This window comes from Zobellella taiwanensis (assembly GCF_003012795.1).
In the GTDB taxonomy this organism is placed as follows: Bacteria; Pseudomonadota; Gammaproteobacteria; order Enterobacterales; family Aeromonadaceae; genus Oceanimonas; species Oceanimonas taiwanensis.
In genome coordinates, this window is record NZ_PXYH01000011.1 from 70051 (window position 1) to 85058 (window position 15008).

A 15008-nucleotide genomic window follows, 5' to 3' on the forward strand; every position below is an offset into this window, starting at 1 on the left:
GGCATCCACTTGTGGTGGCCGCCGTCGCTGGCCAGCGCCGCTGGATTGCATTTCCGGCGGGCATTGTATGACGTTCGCGCACAAGACTTAAGGGGGTAGCACGAATTCTGTCGACTGGCTCGCCTAATTGGTGTGAATTTAATCACTATAAAAACATTTTTATGCACACTGGCTCGGCGGCGATGCCCACATGGCGGCCTTGCCGGTCGATGGACTCGAAGGGCCACCAGTCCGGGTCGACGCACAGGCTGACCTCGGGGTGGGCGGCGATATAGGCCTGTTCGGAGGGGCTCAGGGCCACCCTGTCTTCCGCCCGGGGAGCGAAGGCGAGGGCGGCCAGCACCAGGCCGGCAAGGCGGGTCGGACGGAGGCTCCTCCGGCCGTGAAGAGGTAAGGCGGCCATGGCGCTCCTCGACAAGGACAATGGGCTCCATCATTACCCGTTATGCCGGGCGGGGCAATCCTCTCAGGGCAGCTCGGGGGCGGGCAATGGCTCCCCGTCGTCGCCCTCCACCTTGCCGAAGCGCTCGGCGCCCGCGTTCCAGTCGGCCAGGGCTTGGGCGATGTCGTCCCTGCTGTGGCCGACGAAGTTCCACCAGATGTAGATGTCCTCGTCCAGCGGCTCGCCGCCCACCAGCAGCACCCGGGCGCCGGGGGCCAGGGTCAGGGTGAGCTGTTCCCGGCGCAGGCCCAGGTAGGCCAGCTCGTTCTCCGCAACGTTTGCTGCGCCAAGCGCCAGCCGGCCTTCCAGCACGAACAGGCCGTATTCGAACTCCGGGCGCAGGGGGAGGCTCAGCGTTGCCCCCCGGGGGCTGTGCAGATCCATGCCCAGCAGGGGCGAGAAGCTGAGGGTGGGGGCCTTGTGGCTCAGGTAGTCGCCTATTAGCAGGGTGAAGTCGACGCCGCCCTGGGACCAGGCGGGCAGCCTGGGGTAGTGGTCGAAACGGGGCGGGGTGTCCTTGTCGGCCTCGGGCAGGGCAATCCACAGCTGGGCGGCGTGCAGCCGGCCCTGGCCGGGCACCGATTCCTCGGTGTGGGCGATGCCGTGGCCGGCGGTCATCAGGTTGACCTGGCCGGGGCGGATCAGCTGCCGGTGGCCCAGGCTGTCCCGGTGCAGCACCTCGCCTGCCAGCATCCAGGTAAAGGTCTGCAGGCCGATGTGCGGATGGGACCCCACCCGCATGCCGGGCTCGCCCGGGGCGAAGTCGGCGGGGCCGGCGTGATCGAGAAAACACCAGGCGCCGATCAGCCGCCGCTCACGCACCGGCAGCACCCGGGCCACGGGAATGCCGCCCACCTCGGCGAGGCGCGGTGCTATGCGCTGTATCTGGCGCTCGCCCTCCACCCGCGGGCAGTCGCGGGAAGAGCCGAAGCTCGCCGACCATCGGGTATTGCTCATGGAACCTCCGGAAAAGGGCTGGACAGGGTGCCTTGTCACCGCTCCGCTAAGGTTAGCGCCTTATCGGGCCCATGACCGGGCCCATGACCGATTATGGCCGTGTCGCCGGGGCTAATACCCGTCGCCCCACTCCCGGATCCCGCCAACCAGCGCCAGCAGCCGCGTTCGTACCGCCCGGGCCGCCACGCTCAGGGGCTTGTGGCGGGCATGGGCCAGGAAGATACGGCGTTCTATTTCCGGCTCGGTGATCGGCAGCGAGGGCAGGGGCCGGGGCGCGTCGGCCACCCGCCGGGACAGCACCGAGTAGCCGGCGCCGGCCTCGACCAGGGCCTTGATCTGATCCAGGGCGTCCATTTCCAGCACCACCCGCAGCGGGCGGTGCAGCAGCAGGGCGGCGCTCTCCAGCTCTTCCCGCAGGCGGTGGGGGCGGCCCGGCAGGATCAGCGGCAGTGCCAGCAGCTCGGCCAGGGTCAGGCGGTCGCGCCCGGCAAAGCGCTCGTCGCCGGGCGGCAGCACCAGCCGCAGCCGCTCCCGGGCGACCTCCTCGGCGGCCAGGCCAGGATGCCCCTCGCAGTCGAACAGCAGGCCGAGGTCCAGCTTGTCGTCCTGCAGCCATTCCCGCATGTGGCCCGAGAGCCCTTCGGTCAGCCGCAGCTGTACCTCGGGCAACTGCTGGCGCACCTGCAGCGCCAGGGGCACGCTGAGCAGGGGCCCAAGGGAGGTGGGAATGCCGACCACCACGGGCCCGGAGGGGCAGGCCTCGATGCCGCGCACCTCGTCGCGCAGCCCGGCGGCCTCGGCCAGCAGCGCCTTGGCCCTTTGCACCAGGTGCCGGCCGCTGTCGGTGGGGCTGATGCCCCGGGCCGAGCGGACCAGCAGGGCGCAGCCGAACTCCTCCTCCAGCTCCCGCACATGCCGGCTCAGGGCCGGCTGGGCCACGTACAGCAGCTCCGCCGCCCGGGAGAAGGATCCCGACTCCACTATGGTCACGAAATAACGCAGTTGCCTCAAATCCATGGCGACCCAGATCAAATTGTTAACTCTCGTATACCGATTATATCTTTTTCGTCTGGCGATAAATGCGACAAGCTGGGCAGAACAGGGACAGACAAGGAGAACGGCAATGCGACCCATGACATGGGAAGACCCCTTTTTACTGGATGAACAGCTGACCGACGAGGAGCGGATGATCCGCGACGCGGCCCGGCAGTACTGCGAGGAACGGCTGTCGCCCCGGGTGATCGCCGGCTACGCCGAGGAAAGCTTCGACCCCGAGATCCTGCGGGAAATGGGAGAGATGGGCCTGCTCGGCGCCACCCTGCCGGCGGAATACGGCTGCGCCGGCGCCAGCCATGTGGCCTACGGCCTGGTGGCCCGGGAAGTGGAGCGGATCGACTCCGGCTACCGCTCCGCCATGAGCGTGCAGTCCTCCCTGGTGATGCACCCCATCTTCACCTTCGGCAGCGAGGAGCAGAAGCAGCGCTTCCTGCCCCGGCTGGCGAGCGGCGAACTCATCGGCTGCTTCGGGCTGACCGAGCCGGACGCGGGCTCGGATCCGGGATCCATGCTGACCCGGGCCCGCAAGGTGGACGGCGGCTACCTGCTGAGCGGCCAGAAGATGTGGATCACCAACAGCCCCATCGCCGATCTGGCGATCGTCTGGGCCCGCTCCGACGCCCACGAGGGCAAAATCAAGGGCTTTATCGTGGAGCGCGGCACCCAGGGCTTCAGCGCGCCCACGATCAAGGGCAAGCAGTCGCTGCGGGCCTCGATCACCGGCGAGCTGGTGCTCGACGACGCCTTTGTGCCGGACGTCAACCTGCTGCCCGGGGCCAGCGGCCTGGGCGGGCCCTTCAGTTGCCTGAACAAGGCCCGCTACGGCATCGCCTGGGGGGTGATGGGTGCCGCCGAGTTCTGTTGGCAGGCATCGCGCCGCTACACCCTGGACCGCAAGCAGTTCGGCCGCCCCCTGGCCGCGACCCAGCTGGTGCAGCTGAAGCTTGCCAACATGCAGACCGAGATCGCCCTGGGGCTGCAGGCCGCCCTGCGGGTGGGGCGCATGATGGACGAAGGCAGCTGGTCGCCGGAGGTGGTGTCCCTGATCAAGCGCAACAACTGCGGCAAGGCACTGGACATCGCCCGGGTGGCCCGGGACATGCACGGGGGCAACGGCATCTCGGAGGAGTTCCAGGTGATCCGCCACATGATCAACCTGGAAACGGTGAACACCTACGAGGGCACCCACGACATTCACGGCCTGATCCTGGGCCGGGCACAGACCGGACTGGCGGCGTTCTAGCGCCGGCGGCAAGGAGGCGTGATGAGCGCATTGCACGGACTTAAGGTACTGGATCTGAGCCGGGTGCTGGCGGGGCCCCTGGCCGGACAGCTGCTGGCCGACCTGGGCGCCGAGGTGACCAAGGTGGAACGGCCGGGAGAGGGGGACGACACCCGCCGCTGGGGCCCGCCCTTTCTCGCCGACGAAGAGGGCGCCGCCACCCCGGAGAGCGCCTATTACCTGAGCGCCAACCGGGGCAAGGCGTCGGTCACCATCGATCTCACCCGGCCCGAGGGCCAGGCGCTGGTGCGCCGGCTGGCGGCCGGCTCCGACGTGGTCATCGAAAACTTCAAGCGCGGCGGCCTGGCCCGCTACGGCCTGGACTACCCGGCCCTGAAGGCGCTCAACCCCCGGCTCGTCTACTGCTCCATCACCGGCTTCGGCCAGGACGGCCCTTACGCCGACCGGCCCGGCTACGACCTGCTGGTGCAGGGCATGAGCGGCCTGATGAGCATCACCGGCGAGGCGGACGGCGAGCCCATGAAGACGGGGGTGGCGATCACCGATCTGTGCACCGGCCTCTACGCCGCCCTGGCCATACTGGCGGCCCTGACCCACCGGGAGCGCAGCGGCGAGGGCCAGCACATCGACCTGGCGCTGCTCGACGTGGCCACCTCCCTGCTGTCCTACCAGGCCAACAACTACCTGGTCGGGGGCAAGGTACCGGCGCGCATGGGCAACGCCCACCCGAGCATAGTGCCCTACCAGGTGTTCGCCACCGCCGACGGCCACCTGCTGCTGGCGGTGGGCAACGACGGCCAGTTCCGCGCCTTCTGCGAGGCGGCGGCCTGCCCCGGTCTGGCGAGCGACGAACGCTACGCCGGCAACCGGGCCCGGGTGGCGCATCGGGAGGAACTGATCGCCCGGCTGGCGCCCGTGCTGCGCGGCCGGACCACGGCCGACTGGCTGCACCGGCTGGAGGCGGCGGGCGTGCCCTGCGGCCCCATCAACACCGTCGACCAGGTGTTCGCCGATCCCCAGCTCCGCCACCGGGGCATGGTGCTGGAGCTGGACCACCCCCTGGCACCGGCCCTGCGGCTGCTGGGCAACCCCATCCGCCTGTCCGCCACCCCGCTGGCCTGCCGGCGCGCGCCGCCCCGGCTCGGGGCCGACACCGGCCGGGTACTGGCGGAGCGGCTCGGCCTGGACGAGGCCGAAATCCGCCGCCTGCGGGCGGAGGCGGTGATTTGAGACATGGCGCGGGCCGGTCAGGCCGGCCGCTGTTTTTGGGATTGAAACCGAGGTATTGCGATGAAAGTACTGGTAACCGTTAAACGGGTCGTCGATTACAACGTCAGGGTCCGGGTCAGGCCCGATCACGGGGGGGTGGAGCTGGCCAACGTCAAGATGAGCATGAATCCCTTCTGCGAGATCGCGGTGGAAGAGGCGGTGCGGCTCAAGGAGCAGGGCCTGGCCCGGGAAGTGGTGGTGGTGTCGGTGGGCCCGGCCCAGGCCCAGGAGCAGCTGCGCGCGGCCCTGGCGCTGGGCGCCGATCGGGCCCTGCTGGTGGAAACCGACGCCGAGCCCGGCGCCCTGGCCCTGGCCCGGCTGCTCAAGGCGGTGGTCGACCGGGAGCGGCCCGACCTGGTGCTGCTGGGCAAGCAGGCCATCGATTCCGACAACAACCAGACCGGCCAGATGCTCGCCGCCCTGGCCGGCCTGCCCCAGGGCACCTTCGCCTCGGCCCTGGCCTTCGCCGACGGCAAGGTGCGGGTGACCCGGGAGGTGGACGGCGGCCTGCAGACCCTGGAGCTGGCCCTGCCGGCGGTGATCACCACCGACCTGCGGCTCAACCAGCCGCGCTACGCCTCCCTGCCCAACATCATGAAGGCCAGGAGCAAGCCCCTGGAGGTGCTCGCCGCCGCGGGGCTCGGCGTCGAGCCGGCATCCGGCCTGACCACCCTCAGGGTGGAGCCGCCGGCTCCGCGCCGGGCCGGAGTCCGGGTGGGCAGCGTGGCCGAGCTGGTCGACAAACTCAAACACGAAGCAAAGGTGATCTGATGGCTATTCTGGTTATTGCCGAACACAACCACCGCCGGCTGGGCGAGGCGACCCTCAACACCCTGGCGGCCGCCCGCCAACTGGGTGACGACCTCCAGCTGCTGGTGGCCGGGTCCGACTGCCGGGAGGCGGCCGAGGCCGCCGCCGGGATCCCGGGCGTGACCCGGGTGCTGCTGGCGGATGCGCCCTGGCACCGGCATCCGCTGCCCGAAAACCTGGCGCCGCTCGTGGCCGGGCTGGCCGGGGACTACTCCCACCTGCTGGCGCCGGCCAGCGCCAACGGCAAGAACCTGATGCCGCGGGTGGCGGCGCTGCTGGGGGTGGATCCCGTGTCCGACATCACCGCCGTGCTCGACGCCGACACCTATCAGAGGCCCATCTATGCGGGCAACGCCATCGCCACCGTGCGCTCCAACGCTGCGGTCAAGGTGATCACGGTGCGCGCCTCGGCCTTCGAGCCGGTGGCGGCAGAGGGAGGCAAGGCCCCCATCACGGCCATCGACAGCCCCGCCGACAGCGGCCTGTCGCGGGTGATCGGCGAGGAACTGAGCCGGTCCGAACGGCCGGAGCTGGGCGCGGCCCGGGTGGTGGTGGCGGGCGGGCGCGGCCTGCAGAGCCGCGACCATTTCGAGCTGTTGTATCGCCTGGCCGACAAGCTGGGGGCCGCGGTCGGCGCCTCCCGCGCGGCGGTGGACGCGGGCATGGTGGCCAACGATCTGCAGGTGGGCCAGACCGGCAAGATAGTGGCGCCCCGGCTGTACATCGCCGTGGGCATTTCCGGCGCCATCCAGCACCTGGCGGGCATGAAGGACTCGGGCGTGATCGTCGCCATCAACAAGGACGAGGAGGCGCCCATCTTCCAGGTGGCGGACTACGGCCTGGTGGGCGATCTGTTCGAGATCCTGCCCGAGCTGGAGCGGCTGCTGTAGGGGGCTGTAACACGACGAGCCGGATGCCATCGGCCAAAGCGCACAACTCCGCCGGCACGCCGTAAATCCATCCATGTAGGCTCCACCGCGCCCTCCCTGGCGCGGAGGGCCGGCGGAGCTGCACCCTTTGTCCTCCTCAACACATTAATGTCGCCTGCTCTGTCTTCGCCGGGCTCTGAACCCGTGAAGATCATGAGCAGCTGTTAAGACGGCACAGAACAACAGGGAGAGCGGTATGCAACGGGAGTTTATGGAATTCGATGTGGTCGTGGTGGGGGCCGGGCCGGCGGGGCTGGCGGCGGCCTGCCGGCTGGCGCTGGACGCCAGGGCCGAGGGCCGCGCCATCAGCGTCTGCGTGGTGGAGAAGGGGGCCGAGGTGGGCGCCCATATCCTGTCGGGGGCACTGTTCGACAGCCGGGCGCTGGACGAGCTGTTCCCGGACTGGCGCGAGCGGGGGGCGCCGCTGCACACCCGGGTGGCGGAAGACGAGGTCTACCTGCTGCGCGACGCGCAGCGGGCGCGGCGGCTGCCCGTCGCCCTGGTGCCCGAGTCCATGCACAACGGCGGGCACTATATCGTCAGCCTGGGCAACCTCTGCCGCTGGCTGGCGGAGCAGGCCCGGGCGCTGGGGGTGGAAGTCTACCCCGGCTTTGCCGCCGCCGAGGTGCTCTACCGGGAGGACGGCGCCGTGGCCGGCATCGTCACCGGCGACATGGGCCGGGGCCGGGACGGCGAGCCCGGGCCCGGCTTTATGCCGGGCATGGAGCTGCGCGCCCGCTATACCCTGTTCGCCGAGGGCTGCCGGGGCCATCTGGGCAAGCAGCTGATCGCCCGCTTCGGCCTGGACCGGGGCCGGGATCCCCAGCACTACGGCCTGGGGCTGAAGGAGCTGTGGGATCTGGATCCGGCCAAATACCGGCCCGGCCGGGTGATCCACGGCGCGGGCTGGCCGCTCGGCGGCGAGGCCGGCGGCGGCTTTTTCCTCTACCACGGCGAGGGCGGGCAGGCGGTGGTGGGCCTGATCGTCGACCTCGACTACCGCAATCCCTGGCTGAGTCCCTTCGAGGAATTCCAGCGGCTCAAGACCCACCCGCTGCTGGCGGCCGAGCTGGCGGGCGGCCGGCGGGTGGCCTACGGCGCCCGGGCCATCGCCAAGGGCGGCTTCAATGCACTGGTGAAGATGACGATGCCGGGAGCCCTGCTGATCGGCTGCGACGCGGGCACCCTGGACGTGGCCCGTATCAAGGGCAGCCACACGGCGATGAAGTCGGGCCTGCTGGCGGCGGAAGCGGTGGGGGAGGCGCTGGCGCAGGGCGACGAGGGTGGTCGGGAACTGGTCGATTTCGAGCGCCGCTACCGGGACTCCTGGCTGTTCGACGAACTGTACCGGGGCCGCAATTTCGGCCCGGCGCTGCGCCGGCTGGGGCCCTGGGCGGGCGGGGCCTTCAACTGGGCGGAGCAGAAGCTGTTCGGCGGCCGGCTGCCCTTTACCCTGCACTGCCGCCGGGGCGACGCCGAAGGGCTGCAGCCGGCCGATGCCAGCCGCAAAATCGACTATCCCAGACCGGACGGGGTGCTGTCCTTCGACAGGCTGTCGTCCGTCCACCTGGCCAACGTCGGTCACCGGGAGGATCAGCCCTGCCACCTGCAACTGGCGGATCCCGCCCTGCCGGTACGCGACAACCTGCCCCGGTACGCCGAGCCGGCCCAGCGCTACTGTCCCGCCGGCGTTTATGAAATCGTCGCCGGGCCCGCCGGCGAGCGGCTGCAGATCAACGGCCAGAACTGCCTGCACTGCAAGAGCTGCGACATCAAGGATCCGGCCGGCAACATCCACTGGACGGCGCCGGAAGGGGGCGGCGGCCCCCGTTATCCCAATATGTAGCCCAAACCACACCGGTCGTGGAGCGCAGCGGGAACCCTGGGCCCGGCTGTATTTCTTCCGTTCCGGTACACACGTCACGGGGGCTGACCGCCGGCCCCCAAGGTGGTGAGGCCGTTAAAATAACACCGGCGCCCTGGGGCGCCGGTGTTGTGCTGGAGGTTTGTCAGGCCTTGCTGGCCGGCGCCTCGGCGGTATTGCCGCCGTCTCGGTTACGGCGGGGGAAGCGGATTTCCTCTTCCTGTTCGCCGGAGTGGGGATCGTTGAAGCGGGCCAGGTCCATTGCGCCTTCGCTCTTGCCCACGATGCAGGTCACCACGGAGTCGCCGGTGATGTTGACCGCGGTGCGGATCATGTCGAGCAGGCGGTCGACACCGATGATCAGGGCGATGCCTTCCACCGGCAGGCCGACCTGGTTCAGCACCATGGCCAGCATTACCAGGCCCACGCCGGGCACGCCGGCGGTGCCGACGGAGGCCAGGGTGGCGGTGAGGATCACCATCAGGTAGTCGTTGAAGCTCAGGTCGATGTTGAAGGCCTGGGCGATAAAGGCGGTGGCCACCCCCTGCATGATGGCGGTGCCGTCCATGTTGATGGTGGCGCCGAGCGGCACGGTGAAGGACGCGACCCTGTTGTCCACGCCCATGCGGCGGGTGGTGGTTTCCATGGTCACCGGTATGGTGGCGTTGGAGGAGGCGGTGGAGAAGGCGAACATGATGGCGTCTTCCATCTTCTTCAGGAAGATGAGCGGGCTCAGGCCGGTAAAGGTCTTGAGCAGCAGGCCGTAGACGACCACGCCGTGCAGCAGCAGGGTGCCGGCCACCACTAGGAAGTACTCGGCCAGGTTGAGGATGGCATCCAGCCCCAGGGTGGTGAACAGCTGGGCCATCAGGCAGAACACGCCGTAGGGGGCGATGTTCATCAGCAGGGTCACCAGCTTCATGATCACTTCATTGAAGTCGTTGAACAGGGCGGCGATGCGCTCGCCCGGCTGGCCCGCCAGGCTGATGGCGATGCCGAACAGCACCGCGAACACGATGATCTGCAGGGTGTTGCCCTGGGCCATGGAGTTGATGGGGTTGGTGGGGAACATGCCGATGAACACCTCGCCCAGGGACGGTGCCTCCTTGGCGGCGAAGGTGCTGGCGGTGGTCAGGTCCACGCCCTGGCCGGGCTGGAACAGGCTGCCCAGCAGCAGCGCCAGAGTAATGGCGATGGCGGTGGTGGCCAGGTAGAAACTCAGGGTCTTGCCGCCCAGGCGGCCCAGGGTGGACAGATCCTTCAGCGAGCTGGTGCCGCACACCAGGGACACGAAGATCAGGGGCACCACCAGCATGCTCAGGCTGGCGATAAAGATTTTGCCGCCCACATAGAGGGCGCCGTTGACCAGGTAGTCGTGCACCAGGGCCACGTCGGCCAGCAGGGTGCGGAAGATAAAGCCGGCCAGGATGCCGAGGCCCATGCCCAGCAGCACGCGACCGGTGAGGGACAGTCTTTTCTTTTCGGTTGTCATCAGCTGGATTCTCCATATCCGATGTTAAGGAGCCGAACGGCATCAAGGTTGATGCCCCGAGCGGGAACGGGGCGTTCCCGGTGTCGTCACAGCCGGAATGTCCGGCGGCTGGCGGCGTTTACCGCGCCGGGATAATGAGCAAGCAGGATGCCAACTTTTTGATTTTTGGTTAACGCATTGTTTTTTATGAATTAAATGTGACAAAAACGGTCCGTCACCACTCTGGTTAGGGGTATAACCAGGGTTATGGCGTCGCCGGGGTTTTTGATTTATTACTTTTATTTCAAAAGCTTGTGGATGGTTGTTTGGTTATGGCTCCGGGCCGGGTTATAGGGGTTTGGCGGGGTCAGTCTTCCCCGCCGCTTTTTTTCAGCCGCTTGCTCAGGGCCGGTTGGGAGATGCCGAGCAGGCGAGCGGCCAGGGACTGGTTGCCCCGGGACCGGCGCAGGGCCTCGGCCACCAGCAGTTCGCCCGCCTGCTGCAGGGTAGGCAGGGTGTCGAGCTGGCTGAACAGGGGTTGCTCCGGTTCGTCCTGGACCGGCGGGCCGTCCTGGCCCAGGGCCTGGCGGAACACCTCCATCGACAGCATATGGCTGCGGTGGCGGCTCATGGCGTCGAACACCAGGGCGCGCAGCTCGCGCACATTGCCGGGAAAGGAATAGTTGGCCAGCAGCACCGGCAGCTCCCGGGGCAGGGTGGGCACCGCCTTGCCCAGCTCCCCGGCGGCCTCGGCCAGGAAGTGGGCCAGCAGCAGTGGCAGGTCGCCCTTGCGCCGGCGCAGGGGCGGTATCTCCACCTGGTGGGTGCGCAGCCGGTAGTAGAGATCCTTGCGAAAGCCGCCGTCCTGCTGTTTTTTGGCCAGATCCTGATGAGTGGCCACCAGGATGCGGGCCCGCAGCCGCTTGGGCCTGTCGCTGCCGAGGGGATAGTACTCGCCTTCCTGCAGCAGGCGCAGCAGCTTGACCTGGGAAGCCTGGCTGAGATCGCCGATCTCGTCCAGAAACAGGGTGCCGCCGGCAGCCTGCTCTATCATGCCGGCCCGGGCCCGGTCGGCACCGGTAAAGGCGCCCCTGTGGTGGCCGAACAGGGTGTCGGCGAAGACGTTGTCGTCCAGCCCGGCGACGTTGACGCTGACCATGGGCCCTTCGGGGTTGCCGAGGCGGTGGATGGCCCGGGCGATCAGCTCCTTGCCGACCCCGCTTTCGCCGCAGATCAGTACCGGCTGGCGGCTGACCGAAATGGCCTCCAGGTACTGGAACACGGATCTCATGGCCTTGTCCTGGGTGATGATGTCGGCGAAGGCTTCGGGCTGCTCCAGGGTATCGGTGAGGAAGCGGCGGCGCATTTCCTGGTTTTCCTGGCGCATTTCCTGGTCCTGGATGGCGCGGCGGATGCCGCCGATCAGCCGGTCTTCCTCCATGGTCTTGACGAAGTAGTCGTAGGCGCCGAGGCGGATGCAGTTGACCGCCGTTTCCAACTGGTTCAGGCCGCTGAGGATGATGACGCCGATGTCCGGGTGCTCTTCCTTGATGCGCGCCAGCAGCGTCTCGCCGGACAGGTGCGGCATGGTCAGGTCGAGCAGTACCAGGCCGATGGACTCCCGGGCCAGGGTGGCCATGACTTCCCGGCTGTCGGTGCAGCGGTGGAGGTGGTTGATGCCCTGGCGTTCCAGGGCGATGCTCAGGCTGCGCAGGAAGGGGGCTTCGTCGTCCACCAGCAGCAGGCCGAAGCCGGGATAGCGATTATCGGTGATCACTCTGCTCTCCTTGTAATGCGGGCAGGATCAGGGTGGCGGTAGTGCCCTGGCCTTGAATGGAGTCGTATTCCAGCCGGCCGCCGTGCTCCTGCACTATGCCGGCCGACACTGCCAGGCCCAGGCCGATGCCGCCCTGTTCGCGTTTGGTGGTGAAAAAGGGATCCCGCAGCCGGGACAGGTGCTCCGGCGCTATGCCCTGGCCCTGGTCGCGGACGTCCAGGCACAGCTCCCGGCTGCCGGCCAGGTAGCGGGTGCTCACCCGTATGCCCTGTTCCGGGCCGGTGAGCGCCTGGCAGGCGTTGACCAGGAGGTTGATCACTACCTGCTCGATGCGCTGGCCATTGCCGCGAAAGGGCGGCAGTGCCTCGCCGTAGCTCACCTCGACGTGGTGGCTGGCCTGGCGGAGGCTGGTGTCGACCAGGCGGATGGCGGTGGCCACCACGGCGTTGAGATCCACCGTCTCGTTGAGCTCGCCCGGACCCTGGCGGGCGAAGTCGCGCAGGTCGTCGACGATGCGGCGGATGCGGTCGGCGCTGGTGAGCATGTCGTCGAGCATGGCCGGGATTTCGTCGCGCATGCGGCTGTAGGGCAGGCCGCCCAGGTAGAAATCCCCGTGGCTGTGGTAGTGGGCTTCCAGGATCTCCTCCGCATCCCGGCAGGCTTCCTTCAAGACCGGCAGGTTGAGCAGCAGCAGGCCGCTGGGGTTGTTGATTTCGTGGGCCATGCCCGACACCAGTATGCCGAGGGAGGCCATTTTGTCGGCCTGCAGCAACTGCTGCTGCTGGCGTTCCAGCTCCCGGCTGCGGCGGTCCACTTCCCGGCGCAGGGTCCGGTTCCAGATCATGATGGCGGCCAGCCCCAGCAACAGCAGCAGGGACACCAGGGCGGCGGCCAGGCCGATTTTCTTCCAGGGCAGGCCCGGGCTTTCCAGCGGGCCCAGCCACTTGTCGTAGAGGGCCTGCTGGCGGCCGGTGTTTTTGAGGATGGCCAGCCCCTCGCTGAAGCGGGCCAGCAGCGCCTCGTTGCCCTTGGTCACCATGTAGCCGTAGCGCTGGGGCGGAAAGGGCGAACCCACCGGCGCCAGGTTGGACAGAGCCAGCTCCCGGCCCAGGTAGAGGCCGGGTAGGTTGGCCACCAGGGCGAAGTCGTGCCGGCCGGCGGCCAGCAGCCGCAGGGCGTCGGAATGGGTGTCGGCCGGCACCGGCCGGGCCTGTGGCGCGAGTCGGCTGAGCTGCTCGTGCATGATGCTGTCGCGCTGCACTATCACCTCCCGTCCGGCCAGCTCGGCCAGGGTGACATCGGCCGCCTCGCCCCGGCGGGCGAACAGGGAGTGGTTGATCAGCGCATGAGGCGGCGAAAAGGCGAACTGCCGGCTCCGCTCCGGCGAGAAGACGGCCCCCTGCAGCACGTCCAGCCGGCCGTCGAGCAGGCGTTCGCGCGCCTGCTGCCAGGACCCCAGCACTATGTCCACTTCCATGCCCATCACCTCGGCGATGGCCAGGGTCAGTTCGGTGTTGTAGCCGTCGGGCTCGCCCTGCTCGTTGATGAATTCGTAGGGCGGGTAGTTGAAGTCGCCGCCGACCCGGATGGTCTCGGCCAGGGCCGGGCTGCCGAGCAGCCAGGCCAGGCCCAGCGCCAAACGGGCAATACGAAAGAAAGGATGCGTTGCTGCTGCCATGGATAAGGGTATCCGCCGGTACGAGCGCGACAGTATAGCACCAGTGGCACCGGGGCCGAGTCAGGACCCGTTCGCGACCGGCATTTCCTCTATTTCGACTATCTTGGAGCGGCTCATCACCACCTTCCAGCGCTGGATCACCGGCGGGTTCTGGCCCTGCACTTCGCGGGTGACCAGGTTGAGCAGGTAGCGTTTTTCCACCGGCTGGCGGGCGACCTGGTTGTCCTTGAACTGGTACACATGGTGCGAGCCCTTTTCCATCAGCCGGGCCAGCATCGCCAGATCCAGCTGCAGGCTTTCCCGGGTCTGCTCGTAACCGCTCAGAAAGCGGGTGGGCAGCATGCGCGAGTGGCTGGCATAGCGCATGATCACTTCTTCCCGCTGGCTGATGCTGGCGCGCCGCGCCGCCCGTATGGTCTGGTCCAGGCGGCTGGCGCGCTGGTAGTCGAACCATTCCAGCTGACGGCCCACCAGCTGGTTGCTGTGCACGTCGAAATATTGCCGGCGCCACTTGGGCCTGCCCTTGCGCAGCCAGCGCCAGAGGGTGGCGCGCAGGTCCTCCTTGAAGATTTCCCGCAGGGCATAGAGCAGCGCCAGGGCAAAAATCACCATCAACGAAATGCCGCCCAGGGTTTCGCGCACCTCAAAGGCGGCCAGCGAGACCGAGGTCATCACCACGGCGGTGACCGCGGCCTTGAGCAGTTTTTGCTCGCCGCCGCCCAGCTCCCGGGTTTTTTCCTTGAGGGTCACCGGGTACTCGATCAGCCTTCGCAGCAGCCGCATCTTGTTGGAGATACGCGACAGCGAATCGGTGGCATGGCTGGCGTTGTATTGCTGGTCCTCCCGGTGCTGGCGCTCGATCCGGCACACTTCCAGCAGCAGGGGCTTGATCAGCCGGTAGTCGCCGGTGCGCGGCAGGTGGGCCACCAGCGACAACAGTCGCTGTTCGGTGAACCAGGACAGGTAGTTATCGATATTGGCGTAGTACTTGAGCAGGGTGTCGTCGGTGGGCACGTTGCGCCGCAGCCGCTTGAGGATTTCCTGGGCCAGGGCGACCACCTCCTCCACTTCCTGTTGGGTCACGCCGTCCCGGTTGTTGCGCAGCTCGCTGCAGGACTGTTCCAGCCCGACCACGTACTGGTAGCCGTACAGGCTGAGGCTGAGCCGGTACTGCTCGGCGGTGAGCTTGCCCCGGCGCGCCAGGCGGCTGTGCACCAGGGGCAGGTGCTGGCGATCGCTGAAGTAGGTGCGCTTGACGTGGATGGCGTTGTGGTAAAAGTCGTCTTCCGGCACCACATGGCTGTTCAGGCCCAGCTCGCCGGGCACGAACAAATAGCAATCCAGCCGGTGTTCGGTGGCCTCCCGCAGGATGCGGGAAATCTTCAAACTGTAGCCGTCCTTGCGTTCAACGGTGATCACGCTGCCCCTGTCCGCCCTTAAAAATTGAAATATGACAATATCTTAACCGAAAACGGCGGGCCTTGCCCGGGCAGGGAAAAGCCCCCCGGCCCC

General features: G+C 67.9%; 12 protein-coding genes. 5 read left to right on the plus strand and 7 right to left on the minus strand.

Features of this window, described 5'->3' with window-relative positions; translation table 11 throughout:
- Positions 1–145 precede the first annotated feature (145 nt).
- The 3 genes from C7I36_RS09545 to C7I36_RS09555 form a co-directional block, all read right to left on the minus strand.
- Entirely contained in the window at positions 146–403 is a 258-nt protein-coding gene (locus C7I36_RS09545) for a hypothetical protein (protein WP_106453489.1), read from the minus strand.
- A gap of 63 nt (positions 404–466) precedes the next feature.
- A complete protein-coding gene (locus C7I36_RS09550) occupies positions 467–1399 on the minus strand; it encodes a pirin family protein (RefSeq protein ID WP_106453490.1) in 933 nt (310 codons plus the stop codon).
- Positions 1400–1510: 111 nt separating this feature from the next.
- Entirely contained in the window at positions 1511–2416 is a 906-nt protein-coding gene (locus tag C7I36_RS09555; protein ID WP_106453552.1) for a LysR family transcriptional regulator, read from the minus strand.
- A gap of 106 nt (positions 2417–2522) precedes the next feature.
- On the opposite strand from C7I36_RS09555, the gene C7I36_RS09560 reads away from it, so the two are divergent.
- The 5 genes from C7I36_RS09560 to C7I36_RS09580 all read left to right on the plus strand — a co-directional run bounded on the left by C7I36_RS09560 (position 2523) and on the right by C7I36_RS09580 (position 8552).
- Complete coding sequence (locus C7I36_RS09560; protein WP_106453491.1) at positions 2523–3698, plus strand: acyl-CoA dehydrogenase; 1176 nt, start codon at positions 2523–2525, stop codon at positions 3696–3698.
- Positions 3699–3719: 21 nt separating this feature from the next.
- On the plus strand, positions 3720–4928 hold the full coding sequence (locus C7I36_RS09565) for a CaiB/BaiF CoA transferase family protein (RefSeq protein ID WP_106453492.1): 1209 nt from the start codon (positions 3720–3722) through the stop codon (positions 4926–4928).
- Between the two features lie 60 nt (positions 4929–4988).
- Positions 4989–5738 (plus strand): electron transfer flavoprotein subunit beta/FixA family protein, encoded by a 750-nt coding sequence (locus C7I36_RS09570; RefSeq protein WP_106453493.1) that lies wholly within the window; start codon positions 4989–4991, stop codon positions 5736–5738.
- A complete protein-coding gene (locus C7I36_RS09575) occupies positions 5738–6667 on the plus strand; it encodes an electron transfer flavoprotein subunit alpha/FixB family protein (protein ID WP_106453494.1) in 930 nt (309 codons plus the stop codon). Before C7I36_RS09570 ends, C7I36_RS09575 begins: the two co-directional genes overlap by 1 nt.
- Positions 6668–6902: 235 nt before the next feature.
- Positions 6903–8552, plus strand: a complete 1650-nt coding sequence (locus tag C7I36_RS09580) for an electron transfer flavoprotein-ubiquinone oxidoreductase (RefSeq protein ID WP_106453495.1) — start codon at positions 6903–6905, stop codon at positions 8550–8552.
- A 163-nt stretch (positions 8553–8715) separates the two neighbouring features.
- On the opposite strand, the gene C7I36_RS09585 is transcribed toward C7I36_RS09580, so the two are convergent.
- The 4 genes from C7I36_RS09585 to C7I36_RS09600 all read right to left on the minus strand — a co-directional run bounded on the left by C7I36_RS09585 (position 8716) and on the right by C7I36_RS09600 (position 14915).
- Positions 8716–10062: a dicarboxylate/amino acid:cation symporter gene (locus C7I36_RS09585; RefSeq protein ID WP_106453496.1), complete on the minus strand. Its 1347-nt coding sequence runs from the start codon at positions 10060–10062 to the stop codon at positions 8716–8718.
- A gap of 346 nt (positions 10063–10408) precedes the next feature.
- Positions 10409–11818: a sigma-54-dependent transcriptional regulator gene (locus tag C7I36_RS09590; protein WP_219899633.1), complete on the minus strand. Its 1410-nt coding sequence runs from the start codon at positions 11816–11818 to the stop codon at positions 10409–10411.
- Positions 11805–13496, minus strand: coding sequence for a transporter substrate-binding domain-containing protein (locus tag C7I36_RS09595; RefSeq protein ID WP_106453497.1), 1692 nt, complete (start codon positions 13494–13496; stop codon positions 11805–11807). Before C7I36_RS09595 ends, C7I36_RS09590 begins: the two co-directional genes overlap by 14 nt.
- Before the next feature lie 60 nt (positions 13497–13556).
- A complete protein-coding gene (locus tag C7I36_RS09600; RefSeq protein ID WP_106453498.1) occupies positions 13557–14915 on the minus strand; it encodes a hypothetical protein in 1359 nt (452 codons plus the stop codon).
- Positions 14916–15008 lie beyond the last annotated feature (93 nt).

Excerpts from the sequence above, each read along its gene's own strand:
- C7I36_RS09545 (WP_106453489.1), bottom strand. The coding sequence starts at position 403 with ATGGCCGCCTTACCTCTTCACGGCCGGAGGAGCCTCCGTCCGACCCGC.
- C7I36_RS09550 (WP_106453490.1), bottom strand. The coding sequence starts at position 1,399 with ATGAGCAATACCCGATGGTCGGCGAGCTTCGGCTCTTCCCGCGACTGC.
- C7I36_RS09555 (WP_106453552.1), bottom strand. The coding sequence starts at position 2,416 with ATGGATTTGAGGCAACTGCGTTATTTCGTGACCATAGTGGAGTCGGGA.
- C7I36_RS09560 (WP_106453491.1), top strand. The coding sequence starts at position 2,523 with ATGCGACCCATGACATGGGAAGACCCCTTTTTACTGGATGAACAGCTG.
- C7I36_RS09565 (WP_106453492.1), top strand. The coding sequence starts at position 3,720 with ATGAGCGCATTGCACGGACTTAAGGTACTGGATCTGAGCCGGGTGCTG.
- C7I36_RS09570 (WP_106453493.1), top strand. The coding sequence starts at position 4,989 with ATGAAAGTACTGGTAACCGTTAAACGGGTCGTCGATTACAACGTCAGG.
- C7I36_RS09575 (WP_106453494.1), top strand. The coding sequence starts at position 5,738 with ATGGCTATTCTGGTTATTGCCGAACACAACCACCGCCGGCTGGGCGAG.
- C7I36_RS09580 (WP_106453495.1), top strand. The coding sequence starts at position 6,903 with ATGCAACGGGAGTTTATGGAATTCGATGTGGTCGTGGTGGGGGCCGGG.
- C7I36_RS09585 (WP_106453496.1), bottom strand. The coding sequence starts at position 10,062 with ATGACAACCGAAAAGAAAAGACTGTCCCTCACCGGTCGCGTGCTGCTG.
- C7I36_RS09595 (WP_106453497.1), bottom strand. The coding sequence starts at position 13,496 with ATGGCAGCAGCAACGCATCCTTTCTTTCGTATTGCCCGTTTGGCGCTG.